Annotated in this window: 20 protein-coding genes, 2 tRNA genes and 1 pseudogene; 8 read left to right on the top strand and 15 right to left on the bottom strand. The window is 69.6% G+C overall.

Annotation, left to right across the window (positions count from 1 at the left end; translation table 11 throughout):
* The first annotated feature begins 140 nt into the window (after positions 1-140).
* The 3 genes from ADK54_RS41130 to ADK54_RS41140 all read left to right on the top strand — a co-directional run bounded on the left by ADK54_RS41130 (position 141) and on the right by ADK54_RS41140 (position 1,904).
* Entirely contained in the window at positions 141-770 is a 630-nt protein-coding gene (locus ADK54_RS41130) for a TetR/AcrR family transcriptional regulator (protein ID WP_159048047.1), read from the top strand.
* A gap of 89 nt (positions 771-859) precedes the next feature.
* A tRNA-OTHER gene (locus tag ADK54_RS41135) sits at positions 860-951 on the top strand.
* A 38-nt stretch (positions 952-989) separates the two neighbouring features.
* Positions 990-1,904, top strand: coding sequence for a diacylglycerol/lipid kinase family protein (locus ADK54_RS41140; RefSeq protein ID WP_053730978.1), 915 nt, complete (start codon positions 990-992; stop codon positions 1,902-1,904).
* A gap of 104 nt (positions 1,905-2,008) precedes the next feature.
* On the opposite strand, the gene ADK54_RS41145 is transcribed toward ADK54_RS41140, so the two are convergent.
* The 3 genes from ADK54_RS41145 to ADK54_RS41150 all read right to left on the bottom strand — a co-directional run bounded on the left by ADK54_RS41145 (position 2,009) and on the right by ADK54_RS41150 (position 3,603).
* A tRNA-Pro gene (locus ADK54_RS41145) sits at positions 2,009-2,085 on the bottom strand.
* A gap of 118 nt (positions 2,086-2,203) precedes the next feature.
* Positions 2,204-2,353: a hypothetical protein gene (locus tag ADK54_RS46540; protein WP_159048048.1), complete on the bottom strand. Its 150-nt coding sequence runs from the start codon at positions 2,351-2,353 to the stop codon at positions 2,204-2,206.
* Positions 2,354-2,409: 56 nt separating this feature from the next.
* Complete coding sequence (locus tag ADK54_RS41150) at positions 2,410-3,603, bottom strand: Gfo/Idh/MocA family protein (RefSeq protein ID WP_053730979.1); 1,194 nt, start codon at positions 3,601-3,603, stop codon at positions 2,410-2,412.
* A 1,246-nt stretch (positions 3,604-4,849) separates the two neighbouring features.
* Here ADK54_RS41150 and ADK54_RS41155 point away from each other — a divergent pair.
* A complete protein-coding gene (locus ADK54_RS41155; protein WP_053730980.1) occupies positions 4,850-6,055 on the top strand; it encodes an acyl-CoA dehydrogenase family protein in 1,206 nt (401 codons plus the stop codon).
* A gap of 24 nt (positions 6,056-6,079) precedes the next feature.
* On the opposite strand, the gene ADK54_RS41160 is transcribed toward ADK54_RS41155, so the two are convergent.
* The 6 genes from ADK54_RS41160 to ADK54_RS45450 all read right to left on the bottom strand — a co-directional run bounded on the left by ADK54_RS41160 (position 6,080) and on the right by ADK54_RS45450 (position 10,668).
* Positions 6,080-6,643: a GAF domain-containing protein gene (locus tag ADK54_RS41160; protein ID WP_053730981.1), complete on the bottom strand. Its 564-nt coding sequence runs from the start codon at positions 6,641-6,643 to the stop codon at positions 6,080-6,082.
* 1 nt (position 6,644) lies between these two features.
* On the bottom strand, positions 6,645-7,262 hold the full coding sequence (locus tag ADK54_RS41165) for a GTP-binding protein (RefSeq protein WP_053730982.1): 618 nt from the start codon (positions 7,260-7,262) through the stop codon (positions 6,645-6,647).
* Positions 7,240-7,611 carry a DUF742 domain-containing protein gene (locus ADK54_RS41170; protein ID WP_053730983.1) on the bottom strand — a complete coding sequence of 124 codons (372 nt, stop codon included), beginning with the start codon at positions 7,609-7,611 and terminating at the stop codon, positions 7,240-7,242. Before ADK54_RS41170 ends, ADK54_RS41165 begins: the two co-directional genes overlap by 23 nt.
* A 2-nt stretch (positions 7,612-7,613) precedes the next feature.
* Complete coding sequence (locus ADK54_RS41175; protein WP_053730984.1) at positions 7,614-8,048, bottom strand: roadblock/LC7 domain-containing protein; 435 nt, start codon at positions 8,046-8,048, stop codon at positions 7,614-7,616.
* Between the two features lie 7 nt (positions 8,049-8,055).
* The gene (locus tag ADK54_RS41180; protein ID WP_063802166.1) at positions 8,056-9,975 is read right to left on the bottom strand and encodes an ATP-binding protein; all 1,920 of its coding nucleotides are present in this window, start codon (positions 9,973-9,975) and stop codon (positions 8,056-8,058) included.
* Positions 9,976-10,479: 504 nt separating this feature from the next.
* On the bottom strand, positions 10,480-10,668 hold the full coding sequence (locus ADK54_RS45450) for a hypothetical protein (RefSeq protein ID WP_053730985.1): 189 nt from the start codon (positions 10,666-10,668) through the stop codon (positions 10,480-10,482).
* Between the two features lie 111 nt (positions 10,669-10,779).
* Between ADK54_RS45450 and ADK54_RS41190 the strand changes: the two are divergent.
* Positions 10,780-11,094, top strand: a pseudogene (locus tag ADK54_RS41190) (helix-turn-helix domain-containing protein); the annotation flags it as partial.
* Between the two features lie 2 nt (positions 11,095-11,096).
* On the opposite strand, the gene ADK54_RS41195 reads toward ADK54_RS41190, so the two are convergent.
* The 5 genes from ADK54_RS41195 to ADK54_RS41215 all read right to left on the bottom strand — a co-directional run bounded on the left by ADK54_RS41195 (position 11,097) and on the right by ADK54_RS41215 (position 16,809).
* The gene (locus tag ADK54_RS41195) at positions 11,097-13,160 is read right to left on the bottom strand and encodes a transglycosylase domain-containing protein (RefSeq protein ID WP_053730986.1); all 2,064 of its coding nucleotides are present in this window, start codon (positions 13,158-13,160) and stop codon (positions 11,097-11,099) included.
* A gap of 174 nt (positions 13,161-13,334) precedes the next feature.
* Positions 13,335-14,411 (bottom strand): Leu/Phe/Val dehydrogenase, encoded by a 1,077-nt coding sequence (locus ADK54_RS41200; RefSeq protein ID WP_053730987.1) that lies wholly within the window; start codon positions 14,409-14,411, stop codon positions 13,335-13,337.
* 83 nt (positions 14,412-14,494) lie between these two features.
* Positions 14,495-15,292 (bottom strand): hypothetical protein, encoded by a 798-nt coding sequence (locus ADK54_RS41205; protein ID WP_053730988.1) that lies wholly within the window; start codon positions 15,290-15,292, stop codon positions 14,495-14,497.
* Positions 15,293-15,387: 95 nt separating this feature from the next.
* Positions 15,388-16,125, bottom strand: a complete 738-nt coding sequence (locus ADK54_RS41210; protein WP_053730989.1) for a Phenylacetic acid catabolic protein — start codon at positions 16,123-16,125, stop codon at positions 15,388-15,390.
* A gap of 255 nt (positions 16,126-16,380) precedes the next feature.
* Positions 16,381-16,809 (bottom strand): PaaI family thioesterase, encoded by a 429-nt coding sequence (locus ADK54_RS41215; protein ID WP_063802167.1) that lies wholly within the window; start codon positions 16,807-16,809, stop codon positions 16,381-16,383.
* Between the two features lie 24 nt (positions 16,810-16,833).
* Between ADK54_RS41215 and ADK54_RS41220 the strand changes: the two genes are divergently transcribed.
* Positions 16,834-17,451: a TetR/AcrR family transcriptional regulator gene (locus ADK54_RS41220; protein WP_053730990.1), complete on the top strand. Its 618-nt coding sequence runs from the start codon at positions 16,834-16,836 to the stop codon at positions 17,449-17,451.
* Positions 17,452-17,478: 27 nt separating this feature from the next.
* Here the strand turns inward: ADK54_RS41220 and ADK54_RS41225 are convergent, their stop codons facing one another.
* Positions 17,479-18,120 (bottom strand): LuxR C-terminal-related transcriptional regulator, encoded by a 642-nt coding sequence (locus ADK54_RS41225; protein WP_053730991.1) that lies wholly within the window; start codon positions 18,118-18,120, stop codon positions 17,479-17,481.
* Between the two features lie 883 nt (positions 18,121-19,003).
* Between ADK54_RS41225 and ADK54_RS41230 the strand changes: the two genes are divergently transcribed.
* Both ADK54_RS41230 and ADK54_RS41235 read left to right on the top strand, forming a co-directional pair.
* Complete coding sequence (locus ADK54_RS41230; protein WP_234392420.1) at positions 19,004-20,002, top strand: alpha/beta hydrolase; 999 nt, start codon at positions 19,004-19,006, stop codon at positions 20,000-20,002.
* A gap of 401 nt (positions 20,003-20,403) precedes the next feature.
* On the top strand, positions 20,404-20,721 hold a 318-nt coding region (locus ADK54_RS41235), incomplete at its 3' end, for an SDR family NAD(P)-dependent oxidoreductase (protein WP_159048049.1).

Here is a 20,721-nt window from a genome sequence, read left to right on the forward strand (position 1 = left end):
CACACGAGGGGGTCCGGGGACGGTCTGGCACTCGCAACATAATGACCGACGGTCAGTCAGTCAATGCGCAATGACTGGCGGTCAGTCACCATGAGGGTAGATTGGGCCATGACCAACTCCCCGTGACCGGAGGCGAGTTCATGGCCGCCAGCAGCACCCCGAGCCGTCCGCGCCGCAAGCGGGTGACCAGGAGCCCCGAGGACCGCCGCGCCGCGCTGCTGAGCGGCGCCGCCGAGGTCTTCCGCGAGAAGGGCTTCGCCGACGCCACCGTCGCCGAGCTCGCCGAGGCGGGCGAGGTCGCGAAGGGCACGTTCTACCTCTACTTCGACTCCAAGGACCATCTGCTCGGCGCGATGTGGGAGGAGTACGTCGACCGGTTCCTGGTGACCACCCGGGCGCTCCTCGACGAGGGCGGGGCCTGGTGGCCGACGCTCGACCGGCTGGTGCGCGCGCTGGTGGCGCACTCCGTCGAGAACGCCGAGCTGCACCGCGTCGTCTACCGCTCCGCGAACGCCAAGTCCCTTGATCTGTGCCGGAGTTCGAACCAGCGGGTCATCGACCTGATGGCGGAGTTCATCGGCCGCGGCGCACTCGCGGGCGCGTTCCGGGCCGGGGACGTGGGGCTCGCCTGCCGCATGCTGTTCCACGGGGCGCACGGGCTGCTCGACGACTTGATCAGCAGCACGGAGCCCATCGACGTGGAGGCGGTCACGGCCGCCGTCCTCGAACTGGCCCACCGCGGCCTGGGCGCGCCGGAGCCGACCGCCTGAGACCGCCCCGTGCGCGGTCTCAGCGCGGTCTCAGCGAAATCTCAGCCCACCCCCGCAGGATCGGAACGTACGCGGAACGAGGCGTACGGGGAGAGGTACCCGAAGCGGCCCAACGGGGGTCCGGTGCTTTCCGGTCCGGGTGTGAAAGCCCTCGCAGGTTCGAATCCTGCCCTCTCCGCCACAGCCGAAGAGCCGCCTGTCGCGACGAGGTGCCCGCCGATGACTCCATCTCCCAAGTCCGTTCTGGTCGTGGCCAATCCGGCCGCGGGAACGAACACACCGGAGATGTCGGAGGCAGTCGTCCGGCGGATCGCGGGGGTCGGCGCGGCAGTCGAGCTGGCTGTGACCGAGCGGCCGGGCCATGCCCACGAGCTCGCCCTTGCGGTGGGCGAGCGGGGCGGCCCGGCCCTCGTGGTGTCCGTCGGCGGCGACGGCACCGCCCATGACCTCATGACCGGCCTGTACGAGAGCGCTCCCCCGGAGCGGCGAGTCCCCCTGCTGGTGCTCCCTTTCGGCACGGGCAACTCCTTCTACCGCGAGATCTGGTCCGACCGGCCCTGGCAGGAGGCCGTGGAGAGCGCGCTCTCGCGGCCGCGCGTGCGCCGGGTCGACCTGGCCCGCGTCGCCGAGACCGACGGTCTGGCGCTGCTCGGCGCCTCGTCCGGGCTCGCCGCCCAGACGCTGGTCACCGCGCGCACCGTCACCGACACGGGCCGGGCCCGCTACGAGGAAGCCCTGGCCCGCGCCGCCGAGGCGTTCCGCCCCTACCCGGGCCGGGTGACCGTCGACGGCGAGGTCGTCCACGCGGGGCCGACCGTGTCGGTCGGCGTGGGAGGCGGCCGCCATCGCGGGGGCCGGTTCATGCTGCTGCCGCGGTCCGTCCTGGACGACGGACTGCTCGACGTCTGCGTCGCGGGCACGGCCCTGCCTCTCCCCGAGCTCCTGCGGCTGTGCCGCGACGGCAGCCATGTGGGCGGCCCCGGCGTCGTGTACGCGCGGGGCCGTCGCGTGGTGGTGGAGCGCACCGACGGGGAGCCGCTCGTCTTCGAGTACGACGGCGATCTGCTCCCCGGCGCTGCCGCCCGCTACACCCTGGACGTGGACCCGCACGCGCTGCCGGTGCTCGCCCCGTAACCGGGCTCGGCCGCGCCAGGCCGCTCCGGGCTTCTGCTGGCCCGGAAAACACGGAAAGCCGCCTCCGCATTGCTGCGAAAACGGCTTCCGACCTGCGAAAACGCTGGTCGGGACGACAGGATTTGAACCTGCGACCCCTTGACCCCCAGTCAAGTGCGCTACCAAGCTGCGCCACGTCCCGATGCCCGTCTGACCTGGGGTTTCCCCCGGCCGTTCGTGCATGAGAACAATACCGCACTTCCCTGGGTGGTCACGAACCCGTTTCCCGGACGCCGCACGGCGGCCCTGAGCGGCGCCCGTCAGCCGCCCGGCGCCGAGTGCGCGTCCTGGATCTTGCGCGGGGCGACCCGGCGCCAGGAGTCGGCCGAGATCGCGGACAGCTCCGCCTCGCCGTCGAGGGCCGCGAGCCGCACCCTCAGCCAGGCGAAATCGTCGGCGGCGGTGGCCATGAAACGGCCGTACACCGCACCACTGACAGCGGGCCCGCGGAGCCGCCGGCCCCCGCTCAGTCGGCCGCGTGCCGCTGCCCCCGCTCGAAGTACGCCACGAGGTCGGGGTCGAGCCGGGGCACCTCGCGCGGGGTGCCGCCGGCCCGGAGCGAGGCCGTCGCCTGGTAGCCCGCAGCGACCGCCATCCGGGCCGCGACCGGCGAGGTGTCGGTGACGCCCCCGTCGCGCACGAAGCGCAGGAACTCGTCGATGATCAGCGGGTCCGCACCGGCGTGCCCCTGGTCCTCCTCGGCCTTGGGGATGTCGTACGTCTCGTCGGGCTCGGCGCGGTACTCGGAGCGCCGGGAGTTCCACACCTTCACCTGGCCGCCGGGCCCGTCGCCGAAGTTCTCCAGGCGGCCCGCGTCGCCGATGACCGTGTAGTTGCGCCAGTAGTCGGGCGTGAAGTGGCACTGCTGGTAGGAGGCGAGGACACCGTTGTCGAGGCGCATGTTGAGCAGCGAGACGTCCTCGATGTCGATGACCGGGTTGAGCGCGCGCTGGGTGTGCGGCGGCCAGTGGCCGTCCTCGGTGTACCAGTCCTCGGTCTTGGGCTCGCCGGGGGCGCGGCGGTGCGGGTTGTCCCCGTACACCATCAGATCGCCCATGGCCTGGACGTCGCGCGTGTAGCCGCCGGACAGCCAGTGCAGCACGTCGATGTCGTGCGCGGCCTTCTGCAGGAGGAGGCCGGTGGTGTACTGGCGCTCGGCGTGCCAGTCCTTGAAGTACCAGTCGCCGCCGTAGCCCACGAAGTGGCGCACCCAGACCGTCTTGACGGTGCCGATGGCGCCCCGCCCGATCAGGTCGCGCATCATCCGGACGACGGGCATGTGCCGCATGTTGTGGCCCACGTACAGCCGGGTGCCGGTGTCGCGCGCGGTCCGGAGGATCTCGTCGCAGCGCTCGACCGTGATGTCCAGGGGTTTCTCGACGAAGGCCGGCTTCCCGGCGAGCAGCGCCGCGCAGGCGAGGTCGGCGTGGGTGTGGTCGGGGGTGAGGACGAGCACGGCGTCGAGGTCCGGGGCCTCGATGACCTTGCGGTGGTCGGTCATGACGAGCGCGCCGGGGAAGGCCGCGGCGGCCGCCTCGCGGGCCCGGGGGTCGGGGTCCGCGACGGCGGCGACCACGGCGCCGCGACCGGGCCGGTGTGCGGTGCGCGCGAGGGTGCCGCGCATGCCGTATCCGATGACACCGATACGGAGGTCGGTCATGTCAACTTCCTTCACGTCGGGCGGTGTTGCGGTGGGGCGGGGCGGTGGAGCCGCGGGACGGCCGGGCCCCGCCGGTGCGCGGGACGCACCGACCGGCGGGCGCTGTCGTCGAGTGGCATGCTGCGCATTGTTCTCGATACCGGTGCCCACGGCAGGTACATCGCGGCAGCCGCCTGTTTGCGTCGGCCGGGCGGGCGTCCGCCCCGGCCCGTGAGGTGGCCGGATTCCTCACCACTTCCCCACACCTCAGGGGCCGCGAGTGCCCGTGCGGCAGCGGCGGCCGCTCGGACACCCCCGTTTCGCGTCGGCCGCCGGTGTCCGGATGCGTGCGCTCGCCGGTCGGACCGTGCCGGTGCCGCACGCTCCCGACCAGGGCGACGTCCGATTCCGCATCGCACGCTCCGACCTGCTCCCCACACCCTTCCGCACACCGCGTGCGCCGGGCCGCACCCCAACGCGCTGCCCCCGAGCGCAACCGTAAGCGTGACGGAGAGGTATCGGTGCCTCTTTCAGAATCGATCAACTCCATTACAAGTAAAGGGAGTTATGGATCACGGCAGCCGGCCGGAGACTCCGTCGGGGACTCGTGCCGGGCCGTCGGCGTTCCGCGCCGCCCGGCGCGCCGAGATCCGAGGCCGCTGCCACTGCCGCCGCTCCGAGATCTGCCATGCCGTACGCCGCGCGGAAGACCGCCAGGTCAGCGCCGCGATCGAGAGAATCGCGCACCCTTCTCCACAGGCCGCTCAACCCCGGCACGACCGGCACAACTCCCGTACTTCACCGACTGGTTCGCCACCCGACGCCACCCCAGCGCAGCGAGGACATCGGCCGGTCTGACACTGCGGGCCTCCATCGTTCACCCACATGCAGGAAGAGAAGGTCGATTTCGTCGATGTTGAAGCGAATCGGTTCTGCACTTGTCCCCGGATGTCACGACCGTGCCCATCTGATTCCACTTCCTGACCCTCAGTGCCACATGCCCACGAAACCTTTGCCGTGGGCATGTGGCAGAAAGATGTGTGAAGGGGATGCAATCGACTGGGACCGAACGGGCCGGCCCGCACACAACACATCGCCATTCCAACGTCAACACGCCTTATTCCGGCCAAAGTTGACGGCGAATGTTGTACGAACCGAAGGTGATCCACAGCATTGAGGAGGTCGGCCTCTTCGGGACGGGACCACTGCCGATGCACCACCTGCCGGGGCCTCCCACGGCAGGCGTTTCGCGGAGGAGGGCTCGCGGATGGACGCATACTTCAATAGCCGACTGCACCAACAACTCAGGGAAGACGTACGGCACTTCGCGGAACGCGAGGTCCGGCCGCGGATCGCCGAGATGGAAACGGCCCGCACCGTCCAGCACGAGCTGTCGCGGCTGATCGCCCGGCAGGGCTGGATAGGAGCCACCGTGAGCCCCGCGTACGGCGGCATGGGGGTGGGGCACCTCGGCAAGACCATCATCATCGAGGAGCTGTCCCGGGTGAGCGGCGCGATGGGCGCCATGGTGCAGGCCTCCCAGCTCGGCGTCGCCAAGATCGTGCACTTCGGCAGCGAGGAGCAGAAGAAGAGCTGGCTCCCGGCCGTTTCCGCAGGCGAGTGCCTGCCGACGATCGCGGTCACCGAGCCGGAATCGGGCGGTCATGTCCTTGGAATGGCGGCCAGCGCGGTCCGCGACGGCGACGACTACGTACTCAATGGCCGAAAAGTGTACGTCGGCAACAGTCACGTCGGCGATCTCCACGGGGTGATCCTGCGTACCGGACCGGGCTCGAAGGGACTTTCGGCCTTCCTCGTGGAGTCGGACCGGCCGGGTTTCTCGCTGGGCGAGCACCGCGAGTCGATGGGCCTGCACGGCTTCAGCTTCGGTGAGGTCCACTTCCACGACTGCCGTGTCCCCGTGGGCAACCGGCTCGGCGAGGAGGGCGACGGGCTCGCTGTCGCGTACTCCTCCAGCGTCCTCTACGGGCGGGCCAACCTCACCGCCGTATCGCTCGGCATCCACCAGGCGATCCTTGAGGAGACCACCAGGTTCTGCACGGACCGGATCCGCTACGGCAAGCCGCTGTATGAACTCCCCAACATCAAAATCAAGTTGGGGCAGTTGAAGTCCCGCCTGATGACGGCCCGGCTCGTCGCCTACCACGCGGTCCATCTCCTCGACCAGGGGCTGCCCTGCGACGCGGAGCTCATGAACGCGAAGGTCGTCAACGTCGAGTCGACGCTGGACTCCGCGCGCAACGCCATGGAGATCCATGCGGCGGCCGGTCTGTTCACCGACCGCCCCATCGAGCGCTACCTGCGCGACGCCCACCACATCTTCGCTCCGGCCGGCACCTCGGACGTCCAGTTGCTGAGGCTGGCCGAGGTGGCTCTTGGCACGGCGAAGGGCCAGTGGTCGCAGCGGCTCTCCGAGCTGGTGCGGATGGAGGAGCTGGCCGCGGCCCACTGACCGCAGGTGCACCGCGAGGGCGGCTCAGATGCGGCCGTCCTCGCGCCGGTGGATCTGCTCGACGAGCTCCGCCGCCATGGACTTGATGGTCTCCAGGCCGGCCCGCCCCCACGGCCGCGGCTCGGTGTCCACGACGCAGATCGTGCCGAGTGCGATGCCCGTACGGTCGATGAGCGGCGCCCCCAGATAGGAGCGGATGCCGATCTCGTCCACGACCGGGTTGCCCGCGAAGCGCGGGTAATCGCACACGTCCTCCAGGACCAGCGCCTTGCGGCGGACGACGACGTGCGGGCAGTACCCGTGGTCGCGGGCCATGATCCGGCTCACCCCACCGGACGCGGCGGCCAGGTCCGAGCCGGTGTGGGCGCCGTTCGGGGTGTGCAGGCCGGCGAAGAACTGCTGGTTCTCGTCGATGAAGTTGACCATCGAGAAGGGCGCCTCGGTCACCTCGGCGAGCTTGCGCGCGAACTCGTCGAAGGCCGGGTCGGGCCACTCCCCCATGCCCAGCTGCCGCAGCCGCTGGACGCGGACCGGCGCCTCCCGGTCGACGGGGGTGAGCAGGAGGTGTCCGGTCGGGTCGTACGTCATGTCAAGCTCCATGGCTGGTGGCTGCCGGGATGGTGGCGAGCAGATGCTGGACCAGGGTGACCAGCGTCCGGATGCCGGAGCTGCCGATGCGGGCGTCGCACAGCACGACGGGAACCTCGGGCTTGAGGTCTATGGCGGCCCGCACCTCCTCCGGGTCGTAGCGGTACGAACCGTCGAACTCGTTGACGGCGACGAGGAATCCGATCCCCCGCCGCTCGAAGAAGTCGACGGCGGAGAAGCATTCGTCGAGCCGCCGGGTGTCGGCGATGATCACCGCGCCCAGGGCCCCCTCGGACAGCTCGTCCCACATGAACCAGAAGCGTTCCTGCCCGGGCGTACCGAACAGGTAGAGCACGTGGTGGTCGTCCAGGGTGATGCGGCCGAAGTCCATGGCGACCGTGGTGGTCGTCTTGGACTCGACCCCTTCGAGGCTGTCGTGGGCGGCGCTGACCGTGGTGAGGAGCTCTTCGGTGGAGAGCGGTTCGATCTCGCTGACCGCCCCGACGAAGGTGGTCTTGCCGACCCCGAACCCTCCCGCGACGAGGATTTTCAGCGCGGTGGGGAACTGGTCGACGGCGTCCCCGTCGGACAGGGCGTCAAAGCCGTCGTCGTAGGCCATCGAGCACTGCCTCCAGCAGAGATCGGTCGGTGGGTGTGTGGTGGAAGCGGGGGGCGCGTGCGGTCACCGCCCCGCAGTCCACCAGGTCGGAAAGGAGCACTTTGGTGACGACGGCCGGCAGCCGCAAGTGCGCCGAGATCTCCGCCACCGAGGTGGGCCCCTTGCACAGGCCGAGGGCCTGCGAGTGCTCGGGGCCCAGGTGCGTCTGGGGGATCGTGCCGGTGGCCATCACCTGCGAGAGCAGGTCCAGGGTCGCGGTCGGCCGGGTGCGGCCGTTGCTCACCGTGTAGGGGCGGATCAGCCGCCCGGCCGCGTCGTCGAGCCACGGCCCGTCCTGCGGGGCCGCCACGGTCAACTCCTCAGGCCGCTGGGTGTCCCGGCTCCTTGCCTGGCCGGCGTCACGAGGTAGGGCCGTACGCTCTTGACGAGCATGGCCATCTCATAGCCGAGCACCGCGGCGTCGGCCTCCCGGCCGGCGAGCACGGCGAGACAGGTCCCCGATCCTGCCGTGGACACGAACAGGAGCGTGGAGTCGAGCTCCACCACGACCTGCCTGACCTCGCCCCCGTCACCGAAGCGGGCCCCCGCGCTCCGACCGAGGGAGTAGAGGCCGGAGGCGAGGGCCGCCATGTGGTCGGCGCTGTCGGTGTCCAGGCCGTGAACGGATTTCACCAGGCCGTCGGAGGAGAGCAGAACCGCATTGCGGGTGTAGGGCACCCGCTGGACCAGTCCGCTCAGCAGCCAGTCGAGGTCCGAGACGTGTCCGGTCGGCGCATCGCTCGCCATGGTGCATCTACTCCTTGGAGTGTTCGGCGTCAGTTTCCGACTGGAGCGCCTGGGGGGACTGGTGGGTCGACTGTGCGGAGTGGCTCTGCTGTGCCTCGGCGAGGCCGATGCCCCGCTGGAAGGCGGCCATCAACCCCGGGTCGTGCAGGGCGTGTTCGTCATCCTTGCGGGGTGCGGGCGCGTCCCGCAGCTGGGGTACGAGGTGTTCCTGGCTGCGGCGCCGGGGCAGATCGGGGCGGCCCATGGTGCCGCGCACGGCTCCGTTCTGGGCTCTCGGGGTGACGGGCACCCGGGATTCGACGGGCTCGGGCGCCGCGCCGTGGTGGATGCCGGGGGGTGCGGCGGCCGGGTTGGGCCGCTCGTCGTGCGCCCCGCGCACGGGCAGCGGGCCGCTTCCCTGGCCGGCCGTGGTGGGCTCGGACAGATGCCCGCGGGGCGGGGGCAGCAGGTCGACGGTGGGCCGGGTCTGGTGCACGGGCTCCGGCTGTACGGGAGCGATGGCGGGCGCGGGGGCGGCGGCCGGGAGCGGCGCGCTCACCTCCGCGGACTGGGTCATCTGAGGGGGCGACGGCACGACCGGGATCTGGCCGGTGCTCTCCCGCTCCACGCTCTGCGCCGCCTGCGGCTGGGGGCGGCCCTGCTGGTTGAGGCCTTCGGGCTCGGCACCCAACAGGCCCTGCGGCAGCACCAGTACGGCCTGGACTCCGCCGTAGATGTTGGTCTGGAGGCGGACCGCGATGCCGTGCCTGCGGGCAAGGGCGGAGACCACGAACAGGCCGATGCGGCCGTCCTGGAGGAGGTGGGCGACATTGACCTGGTCGGGGTCGGAGAGCAGCGCGTTCATCTTGTTCTGCTCGGTGACCGGCATGCCGAGGCCCCGGTCCTCGACCTCGACGGCCAGACCAGCCGTCACGAACTGGGCCCGTAGCAGGACTTGGGTGTGCGGAGCCGAGAACACCGTTGCGTTCTCGACGAGTTCGGCGAGGAGGTGGATGACGTCGGCGACGGCGTGGCCGCGCAGCGTCCCGTCGATCGGCGGCACCAGTTTGACCCGGGGGTACTGCTCGACCTCGGCGATCGAGGAGCGCAGGACCTCGGTCATGGTGACCGGGTGGGACCACTGGCGCCGCGAGATGGCACCGCCGAGCACGGCGAGGTTCTCGGCGTGGCGGCGGATGCGGGTGGCCAGGTGGTCGACGTGGAAGAGGCCCTTGAGCAGCTCGGGGTCCTCGACCTCGTTCTCCAGCTCGTCCAGGAGCTGGATCTCCCGGTGGACGAGGGACTGGAGCCTGCGGGCGAGGTTGACGAAGACCTCGACCTTCTGTTCGTTGCCGACACTGCTGGAGAGCTGGGAGGCCTGCACGACGGCGACCACGGCCGCGTCGTGCGACCGGTTCAGCTCGTGCGCGAGCAGCTCGAACTCGTCCGCCCCTGCGGGCAGTTGGGCCGGTGCGTGGCGCGCGGGCGGCCCTTCGCCGCGCCGCAGCGCCTCGACGACCGTACGGAGGTCGGCGGCCGAGCGGGCGCTGCTCCGGCGCAGTCCGTTGGCGCGGCCGAGCACGGTTTTGGCGGCCCGGTCGGCGCCGATTCCGGCCGCGATCAGGGCCGCGATGGCGAGCACGGCGAGGCCCGCGAGCACGGCCCAGAGCCCCGTGCTGGGGTGCCTGCCGGTGGAGTGCAGGGTGAAGGCGACGGCGGCCGCGCCGCACAGCACCGCCACGGTGGCGGGCAGTACGGCGGCGCGCAGCAACTGCGGGCGTATGCGGGACTCGGGCGACGGGCGCGGCCCTGGAGGCATCGGCGCCCGGCCGGCCGGGGCCGGGTGTCCGGCGTCGACGGTGGGCTGCTGCGGCCGGGTGGCGCTGCGGCCGTGCCGCCCGCCCTCGCGGCGGTCCGGCCGCGCGGCGGGTGCGCGGAGATGAGACATCGGTGTCCTCGGTGCGTGGGGTCCCATGGATCATTCTGGCAGGCCCAACTCGGCTGATGTAAGGCCCACTTTGATCGTCGACCACTCACCGTAGTCGTCAATACATCACCCTCGGTGCGCAGTTGGCAAAGTTCCACGCACAGCGTCCCGCTCTGGTATGACGCATCGTACGACAGACCGATAACGTGCGTGATCTTCAACTCCCCACTGTGGAACGGCCGATGTCATTTCCCGGTCATCCGGGTTCCGCTTCGCGGCAGCGGCCGGGTGGGGGCCTCATACACCTCCGACGTGGGTTCGACGGGCGGCTCCGGGATGGGCGAAGCGACGAGTGCGCGACTCGCTACCGGGCCACGCCGCCCAGCCACGGCATGTCGCGAGGCGCTGTCGGCCTGGCCGTGTGTGCCGTCGGCGGCCCGGCCGGCCCAGCGCCAGTGGCCGGATGACGGGTCTCGCGACAAGGTGGCGCTGCCGCCACAGAGTTCGACGAGGCTCTCCCCCGGTTCACCTGGCGCCGCCTTGTCGACGGCGTCCGGCCACTTCTTGCGGGCCGCCCTGACCGGTGATCCCCCAGGCGGCGCCCAGCTGTTCATAGCCCGCGCTGTAGGAGCCCGCGGTCTTCGCGGCCAGGGCGGTGAGGTACTTGACCTCCGCGTCCACCACCTTCCAGGTGGCGAGGATCGACAGGGTCACCCTTTGGGGAACGCGGCTCGTACTTCGGATCCGTTGACCACGAAAGCCGTCGCTCCGATGGTGAGAGCGCATACGACCTGCATCGCGACGAACCAGCCCGGCGGGCGGTCCGACGCCGACCAGTTCATCGACGCGCTGGAACGCGTCGCCGCCGGTGGCACCGCCATGGACCCGGCCGTCATCGCCAAACTGCTCTCCAGCGGATCCTCGAACCGGCTGCTCGAAGGGCTCACCGAACGCGAGCACTGCGTCCTCGGCCTGATGGCCGAAGGCCTCTCCAACCAGGCCATCGGCCAACGGCTCTTCCTCAGTGAGAGCGCGATCAGCAACTACACGACGTCGATGTTCGGCAAGCTCGGCATCACTGACGACGACAGCAACAACCATCGCGTGCTCGCCGTCCTCGCCTATCTCAACAACCCCTGACCTCAGCCGCGGGAGTTGCCGGGCAGCGTGGTCGTGGTGAGCGTTCCGGCGGGCTGTCCCGCGAGCGCCCCCTCTATGGAGTCGCGCCACACAGGTCCGGCGAGGGTGCCACCGAAGGCCTGGCCGATGGTCTCGCCGCCGATGCTCTGGCCGTCGAGGTCCTGCGGGCTCCGGGTGTCGCTGACGACGGCGGCGCCGGACAGTTCGGGGGTGTATCCGGCGAACCACACCTGCTTGCTCTCGTCGGTGGTGCCGGTCTTGCCCGCGCTGTCTCGGTCGGTGAGCCCGGCGGGTTTGCCGGTGCCGTCCTGGACGACGCCCAGGAGCATGGTGGTCACGGTGTCGGCGGTCTCCGCGGACATCACCTGATGGCAATTGGCCTGCGGCACCGGCACGTTGGACCCGTCCGGCTTGGTCACCGAGGTGATGGCGACCGGGGCGCAGTACGTGCCGTGGTTGGCGAAGGTGGCGTACACGTTGGCCATCTCCAGCGGGGTCAGGTCATTGCTGCCCAGCGTCAGCGAGGGGACCACCTGCAGCTTGGTGCCGCCGGCCTGCTGGGTGATGCCGAGCGCGTTGGCCATCTTCGACACGTCGCACAGCCCGGTGTCGGCCTCCAGCTGGGCGAAGTAGGTGTTGACGGACTGCGCCATGGCGTCCGGCATGGAGAACGGTCCGGTCAGGGACGTGCTGTCGTTGTGGACCTCGCCGCTCTCCGGATAGGTGTTGCCCGCGCAGTCGGACATGGCGGGCCACGGCATGGAGTACGGCGCCGGGTACTCCTGGTCCGGGGTCGTGCCCTTCTCCAGGGCCGCGGCCGCCACGATCGGCTTGAACGTGGAGCCGGTCGGGAAGCCCAGGCCGCCGCCCATGTCCGTACCGACGTTGAGGTTGATCTCCGTCTGATTCGCGCCGAGGCCGTAGTCGCGGCTCTGCCCCATCGCGACGATCTTGCCGGTGCCGGGCTGGACCAGGCTCATCACGGCGGCAGCGTCATCGGTGGTGTACGCGTGCGAGGTGACCGAGTGCTGCAGGGCCTTCTGCGCCTTGGGGGCCAGCGTCGTACGGATCTGCAGACCACCCCTGCTCCACAGTGCCTGCCGCTCGGTGGCGGTCTTGCCGAACGCGGGATCGGTCACCACGACGTGGTGTACGTAGTCGCAGAAGAACCCCTCGCCCTGCTGGGCGGTGATGCAGCCCTGGCGCGGCTTGCTGATCTGGAGCTTGATCGGCGTGCTGATCGCCTGCTGGGCCTGGGCGGCGGTGATCGAACCGTACTGGGCCATCTTGGTCAGGACCGTGTCGCGGCGCTGCTTGGCAAGGCGGGCGTTGGTGACCGGGTCGTACATGGACGGCGACTGGACGATCCCCGCCAGCAGGGCGGCCTGGGGCAGCGAGAGGTCCTTGGCGTGCACGCTGAAGTAGCGCTCGGCGGCGGCCTCCACTCCGTACGCCTGCTCGCCGAAGAACGTGATGTTGAGGTAGTTGGTGAGGATCTGGTCCTTGGGCAGGGTCTGTTCGAGCTCGATCGCGTAGCGCAGCTCCTGGATCTTGCGGCCGAGGGTCTGGCGCTGGGCTTCGAGGACCGCCTTCTGGTCGCTGCCCGCCTGCTCGACGAATACGTTCTTCACGTACTGCTGGGTGAGGGTGGAGCCGCCCTGGGCCACGCTGCCGCTGGCCGCGTTCTTGTTCAGGGCGCGCAGTACGCCTTGCAGGTCGACGGCTCCGTGCTGGTAGAACCGGTTGTCCTCGATGTCGACCAGCGCCTTGCGCATGACCGGGGCGATCTGGTCACCGGGTATGACGGTGCGGTCGCGGTCGTAGACCGTGGCGATGAGGCCGCCGTCGGCGTCGTAGATCTGGGACGCCTGGGACAGCGGGGGCGTCTTGAACACGTCGGGCAGACTGTTGAAACTCTCCGCGGCGGTCTTCGCACCCAATCCCAGCGCGCCCACCGCGGGCAGTACGATCCCGGCGGCCATCGCGCCCGCCAGAACACTCACCCCGAGGAACCGCAGGGTGCGGGTGAGCAGGGATCCGGGCGGGCGGGAGCGCATGGAGGACATACGGCGAAACATACGCAGCTGACCTATGAATCATGTCAAATAATCGTCTATGAACGGTAATTCCGGCCGTGTGGGACTGAAGCTGGTCGCGCAGGATCCCATGTGGGCGCGCCACATGGCGCCGCACGCCATGTGCGGGCACCCCATGGGGCCCCGCACCATGTGCTGCCGCCCTCACCCGCACCGCGGCGGCAGCCAGAACGAGCTCACGCCGCGTACTGCGGCGAGGCGGTCACGGGCCATGCTGGTCGCGGCTGCGGCCGTGCTGATGTTCAGGTGCTTGGCCCTGGTGAAGATCTCGACGAGCCGTTCCGGAATCAGCTGGGCGCGCTGCCGCACCCGGTCCATGTCGTGGCCCGCCGGATGCAGCTCGTCGACGACCTGGATCAGGCCGAGCGCGTTGATCACGAAGTCGGGTGCGTAGAGGATGCCGCGTGCCGCGAGCCGTTCCGCGATCGTGGGGGCGGCGAGCTGGTTGTTGGCGCCGCCCGCGACGACGCGGCAGCGGAGCTTGTCCACGAGGTCGGCGTCGACGACGTTGCCGATCGCGTTCGGGCTCAGGACGTCCACGTCGAGGAGGTAGAGCTTCTCGCGGCTGACGACCTCCGCCCCGCAGGCCTCGGCCACCCGCTCGGCCTTCTCCTGGTCGATGTCGGCCACGGTCAGCCGCGCGCCGCCCTCGGAAAGATGCGCCGCGAGCCGCCCGCCCACTTTCCCGACACCGTCGATGGCGATGTGGCGGCCCGCCACACTGTCACTGCCGTCGAGGTGTTCCAGGCAGGCCCGGATGCCGAGGTTCACGCCGTACGCGGTCATCGCGCCGGATTCGCCGGAGCCGCCCTCCTCGACGTCCAGGCCGCGGATCCACCGGGACTCCTTGCTCATGATCCGGAGGTCGGCGGTGGTGATGCCCATGTCGCAGGCCGCGATGAACCGTCCCGAGAGGCTCTCGACCGCCTGGCCGAAAGCGCGGAGCAGCGTTTCGGACTTCTCCACCCCCGGACCGCCGAATATGACGGCTTTTCCTCCCCCGATGTCCAGTCCCGCGCAGGCCGCCTTGTACGTCATCGCACGGGAAAGGCGTAACGCGTCGCCGACTGCCTGGTCGTCGTCGGCGTACGGAAGGAATCGCACTCCGCCGAGCGCGGGGCCCAGCAAGGTCGAATGGATGGCGATGACGCAGCGGAGCCCGCCGGGGCCGGAGCTGAACAGAACTTGCTCGTGGCCGTCCATTTCGTTGAACACACTCATGACCCACCCCTGGATTGTGTCCGTCGACTGCCGGGCCGGCGGCCCGCGACGAGGCGCGAACCACCGGCCCGTGCGGCGGAGAATTATGCGGCCGGCTGCTGCAATCCGGACGAGAGGAGCGCCGCGTCCAGGACGTCCCACAGCGCGCACAGCGATTCGAGGAAGTCCTGGACACCCTGCTCCACGTGCTCGCTGTTCGACGCGTCCATGACGGCCGAGACCGCGCGGATCACATTCGATTCGTGCTGCTGCTCGGCGCCGGCCTCACCCCAGTGCTCTGCCATGTAGTGCATTTCCGGCTCGTCGAGTTCCGCCTTGTAGTGGCCGGAGTCGATCAGGGCGCGCTTCTCGCCGGGGATCAGGGACTGGTTGGAGATGATCTCCAGCGCGAGCGCGGTGCCGAGGTTGCGGACGGTGGTCTCGGCATCGGCGGAGAACCGGCGCCGGAACACCTCGATGGCGGCCTTCGCCTGAGCCGTGAGACCCGTCTCGCGGTCGTAGCCGGGGAGGCCGGCGAGCAACCGGTCCGAGGAGGTCTTGAGCCATGCCTCGACGCGCTCGGTGTCGTACACGTCGTCGAAGACCCGCGAGCCGGTGCGGTTCACGATGTGGCCGGCCATGGTCGCGAGTTCGGGGCCGTGGCCGGACTCGCTGTCGACGATCTCTTCGATGAGGACCGCCTGCTCGTCCCAGCCGAGGCCGCGCAGCGCGGTCGGGAACTCGCCGCCGGGGCGGGTGGAGGCGCAGAACGACTGCACCTGGTGGAAGAGCGCGCCCGAGACCTCGGCGGACGGGGGCCCCGCGGCCCAGTGGTCGTAGAAGGGGTGCGCGAAGACGCGGTGCGTCTTGATCCGGTCGATCAGCATGTCGGTCGTCGTCATCGATTCCTACTCCGGTGAGGTGGCTGGGGTTCCGAGGGAAGCGGATCGTTCCGGGGAGGTTGAGCCGGCGCCGCTCAGGCGAACTGGAGCGTCGCTCAGGCGAATTGGAGCTGCGAGGGGTCGACCTTGGGGACGGAGAAGCCGATCTTCTCGATGTGCTGGGCGATCGCGGTCTTGTAGAGCTCGCGGAGTTCGCCGTTGTCGTGCTTGCGCAGGCCCCACCTGACCGCGAGGCGTCCACGCCGGGAGTCGGGCCGCCCGAACATGTCGAGCGCCATCGGGTAGAACCGGTCCAGCGCCCGCTGGGCCCGGTCGCGGGACTGCCCGCCGGCGTCGTACGCCTCCTGCATGAGGCGCTTTCCGTAACCGAAGTGCCGGGCCTCCTCCTTGAGGATGGCATCGGCCTCGACGCGCAGGGGCGCGTACGTGCTCGTCGTCATTTCCTTGATCTGGAAATGCCCTTCGAGCTCGCAGAGGAAGCTGAACGCGGCGCGCTCTTCCCATACGGTGAATTCCGTCGTCATGCTCTCGGCGGGGAAGTAACGCCGGTCCGCCACGGCCTGGTTCACCATGTGCGAGGTGTCGATGCCGAGCGGGGTGAGCAGTTTCGCGAAGCGCCGGAAGTGGTCCACTTCTTCCATGCCGAATTTGAGGCACATGTAGCGCTCATCGGCGTTGGGAGCGAGCGGATAGAACGAGTCGACGTAGGTGTCACCGGCGCTCAGCTCGCCCTCGCCATTGGCAAGCATCTGATGGGTCAACACCTCCCGGTATTCCTCCGGGAGTTCACCGACACCCTCCAGGCTCACATTCTCCGAATAGACAGTCGCCATACGAATCTCCTCCGGTAGCCGAGAAATTGAGCCTATCCGGCCGGTTCGCGCCGTCGGTAGTCCACGATGGACCCATCTCACCCCCGAACGATGGGGGTAACCGTGGGGCTCGTAAGAGGTACTTCGGAGGTATGTCTCCGGGCTCGTGTGCCACACAAGTAACCCCCGCACCACCTGCTCCTCAGGTGTGGTGCGGGGGTTCTTTTTGGGACGCGGGGAACTGGGCGACCAGCCACGTACGGCCCGCGGCCGATATCAAGACGCTGAGACTCGGCCCCCGTTCCGCTGCGGAGGCCGGATGTACGTGAGCGTGTGGTGGGAGACGAGTTTCCCCGACGTGTCGGTCGTCTCCGCGGTCCCGTACACGATCAACCGCCCGGGCCGGACGATCGTCGACTCACAGACCAGATCCGTCCGGGCCGGCCCGAGGAAGCTGGTCGTCATCTGCTGGGTCACGGAAGGGTCGTCCTCGCCGAACAGCGACATGATCGCGATCCAGCAGGTCACATCGGCGAGCGTCATCGCGCACCCGCCCTGGAGCACACCGCCCGGGCGGAAGAGTTCGGGGCGCTGCGGGAGCGAGACTCTGGCCCGCCCCTCTTTGACGGCTTCGACCCGGAATCCCCACCAGGGTCCGAAGGGGCTGTTATCGAGGACGGCCTGCGCTGCGTCGACATCCATCATCGAGGAAACATAGCATCGTTCGGTATGTCACCACGCAGAACCAACGCTGAACGCACCGAGACCACCCGAGCCCAACTCACGGACACCGCACGGGAGTTGTTCGGCGAGCGGGGGTACTCCTCGACCACCATCGCGGAGATCGCGGAGCACGCCGGACTCACGACGGGTGCGCTGTATCACCACTGGGCGGGCAAGGAGGCGCTCCTCGTGGACGTCGTGCACGACATCCACCGCGAGCTCGCGGTACGGATCCGGGCCTTGGGAGCCGTCGAGGACGACCCCATCGCTCAACTCCTGGTCTCAGGACGGGAGTTCCTCGCGTTCTGCGCCGATCCGGCCGTCGCCCGGCTGCTCCTTCTGGACGCCCCCGCGGTGCTCGGGTACGAGCGCTGGAGGCGGATCGACGAGCGGTGGTGGCTGTCGACGACGATCCGGCTGGTGGCACGGGCGCGCGCCACGACGACCCGAACCGGCCCCGGAGTCGAGGGCGTCGGCGCGGGAGCCGAGAGCTCCCGGCAGCTCGCGCTCGCCCTTCTGGGTGCGCTGACGTACCTCGGCCACGAGGTGGCGATGAAGGGCGAGCCGACGGTCACCGGCGCGGGCCGGACCTATGAGGTGCTGCTCAAGTCGCTCTTCTCCTGACCGGACGTACCGCCGGTCCCGTACGGCTCACACCCTCGGGCCGAGCCGGGAAACAAGCAACGCCGCTTCCACCCGGCTTGAGGCCGATAACTTGATCATGACGCGATGGACGTGCTTCTTGACGGTGTTCTCGGCGATATGGAGGGAGGAGCCGATCTGTTTGTTCGTCATGCCGTCGGCGAGCAGCCGAAGAACGTCGTTCTCGCGTGAGGTGAGATTCGACATCGCCCCCGAGGTCGAAGACATCGGGCACCCTTCGCCAATGTCGGAGAGCCGGTCTCGTGGCAGCAGATAGGCGGCGCAGCCACGGCGGCCGACCAGAGCGATCACGCCGGCAAATTCCTCTTGCAGGATCTCCAGGTCCATGAATCCGGCGACCTTGGCCCGTAACGCGTCCTGGATCGTGACGGCGGAGTCGTGGCACCACAGGACGATGACCGAAACGTGGGCGCCGATCAGTTGGACGAGATGACGAAGGCTGTCGCCCGTCAGTGTGCGCAGGTTGAGCAGGACGATATCGGGATTTCCGCAGTCGACGGCGGTCAGGATACCGGCCACGTCCTGCGCCACGCCGACCACGTCGAGTCCGGGCGCCTCTCTGCTCATGGCCACGAGACCGGATCGGGTCACGACCTGGTCATCGGCGATCAGCACGCGGATCTGAGCCATGTACGGCGTCCCCTTCCCCCGTGCGGCCGCCTGCGGGCCTCTGTGGAGGCCGGGCGTCAGTGCGGCCACGAGATCGAATAAGGCCTGAATGCCGGTCCGCCATTGAGTCGCATGTGTCATGGGCCAATGGGGAGAACGGCAAAGAGGTCGGGCCCCGCACCGTCGGCTTCGCGCAGTTCTTCGTGGGTCGAATTTCCATGGATCGAATCTCCTGGATCAAATCGATCCGCTGCGATCTCATGCGATACGGCACGGGCGGGGACGGACGGGGACTCCCCAGAGCAAGGCTCAAGTGCGGGTTGTCCGACTTGCCGCCCCTACTGAGGTATGGCTTTGTCCGAATCCCGTGACACGGGGTCGCTCCACCTTCACTGTGGCCGGCGGGGAAAATCAGCCAAGCGCGCGAACGTCTCGTGAACACCCAAGGCGTACCCCCTCGGCCCGGTGTCGGGCTCACGGCGAGCGTACCTCACGGTCACTCCCATGGGGAGATCTGAATGAAATCTTCCGGATGAGAGTATTGACCGCAGCCCAACTCTCCCGAATCAGCCAATCTTTCCGATATCAATCGGCCATTCGGGACCGGGAAGAACACTCCGCCGAGCACGGATAATCGGCCATAACGCGGCGGCGGGCGTCCGGCGCTTACCAAATCTTGGCTCTACGCAGACGAGTTGCCGACCGGCGCTCCCCCGCTGCGGCCGCAGCCGACGGACAGTACGGGGCCGCCAACGGCCGCCGTCCGGCGGGTGATTCACTTCGCCGCATGGATCTCGCACCAGGGTGCGCAGTGCCCTCGCGGCCCTGCCCCGCATCGACGGCTCGGGGCGCGCCCCCGTTCGACCCCGAACTGAGCTCGGCACTGGGCAGGTTGGGGGCCGGGGTGACAGAGCCGTTCACCCCGGAGAACCTGGCGGCTCGGCAGGAACGGGACGCCATGGCGCGGCCCCGGCCGTCGGCGGAGGATCTGCGGGCCGACGGCCAGTTCGAGGTGGAGGAGCTGCGGGTGCCGGCGGGCGGACGGGACGTCACCTTGGTGAGCGCACGGCCCGCCGGTGTCAGCGGCCCGCTGCCGCTGCTCTACTACCTGCACGGCGGCGGCATGATCATGGGCAACGCCTGGTCGGTACTCCCGCGCCTGCTGCGCGAATTGGCGCTGCCGCTCAAGCTGGCCGTCATCTCGGTCGAATACCCGCTGGCCCCGCGGACGCGGCATCCCGGCCCGATCGAGGCCTGCTACGCCGGTTTCGTCTGGGCGGCCGCGCACGCGTCCGGACTGGGCATCGACGCGGACCGCGTCATCGTCGGAGGCAAGAGTGCCGGCGGCGGGCTCGCGGCGGCTCTGGCCCTGCTCACCCGTGACCGGTCGGGCCCCGCACCGATCGGCCAGCTGCTCCTGTCCCCGATGCTCGACGACCGCGACAACACCTGCTCCAGCCATCAGATGGCGGGCGTCGACACCTGGGACAGGACCTCCAACAGCACCGCCTGGCAAGCCCTGTTGGGGGATCGGTACGGGGCCGAGGACGTGTCCCCCTACGCGGCGCCCGCCCGCGCCACGGACCTGTCCGGGCTGCCCCCGGCGTACATCGAGGTCGGGTCGGCCGAGACCTTCCGGGACGAGGACGTGGCCTACGCCAACGCGCTCTGGCAGGCCGGCGGCCAGGCCGAACTGCACGTATGGCCGGGCGCCTTTCACGGCTTCGACACCTTCGCACCCCAGGCGGCCCTCAGCCGGGACGCCCGCGACGCCCGCGCCCGCTGGCTCTGCCGCACCCTCGGGCAGTGCGACGCGAGCGGTCCCTCGTCATGGCGTCGGGGCACGGGAGGCGGGCCCCGGTCCTCCGAGGACGAGGAGCCCGCGGCCGTCTCCGCCACCTGACCGGAGGGGATGCCGTCGCAAGGGCGCAGGCGCCGGAGCCCCGGCGGCCTCGCCCTGCCGTCGGCACCGACATCGATCCATCGACGTACTCATCTGCACGATCACCCGGTTGGACCGAGCCGCATCAGAACCTCGTTAGGGACGGGCCCGTCCTCTTGAGCCGTCGCCCGGCGGCCAGTTGGATGGAGTGCATGAACAGCGGTCTGCGTCACGACGACCGGCCACCGAATCCGGTGTAGCCCGGTACTGCGCGCTGTTCCCGCGCCGGCTCCCCGAGCCGCGCCTCCCTGACGCCGTATGCCGTCGCCGGTCCCACGCCGCGACGGCGTACGCGCGCTCTCGTTCCCGCACGTCCGGCCGCCCCAGGGGCGGCCGCGTCATGCCATCACCCGGGATTTCACATGCCTTCCACATCGCTTTCCGGCCGCACCGTCCTCGTGACCGGAGCCACCGCGGGGATCGGTTTCGAGACCGCCCGCCGGCTCGCTCAGCACGGTGCGACCGTCCTCGTCCACGGCCGCACCGCCGAAGAGACCGAAGCCGCGGTCGACGCGCTCATCGCCACCAGCGCCGAGATCGAAACGGCCCAACTCTGCGCCGTGGCGGCCGACTTCACCCACCTCGACGAGGTCGAGGCCATGGCCCGCCGGGTCATCGAGACGCATCCGCACCTGGACGTCCTCGTGAACAACGCGGGCATGGCCGCCCCCGAGCGGCAC

Source organism: Streptomyces sp. WM6378 (assembly GCF_001279695.1).
Lineage (GTDB): Bacteria > Actinomycetota > Actinomycetes > Streptomycetales > Streptomycetaceae > Streptomyces.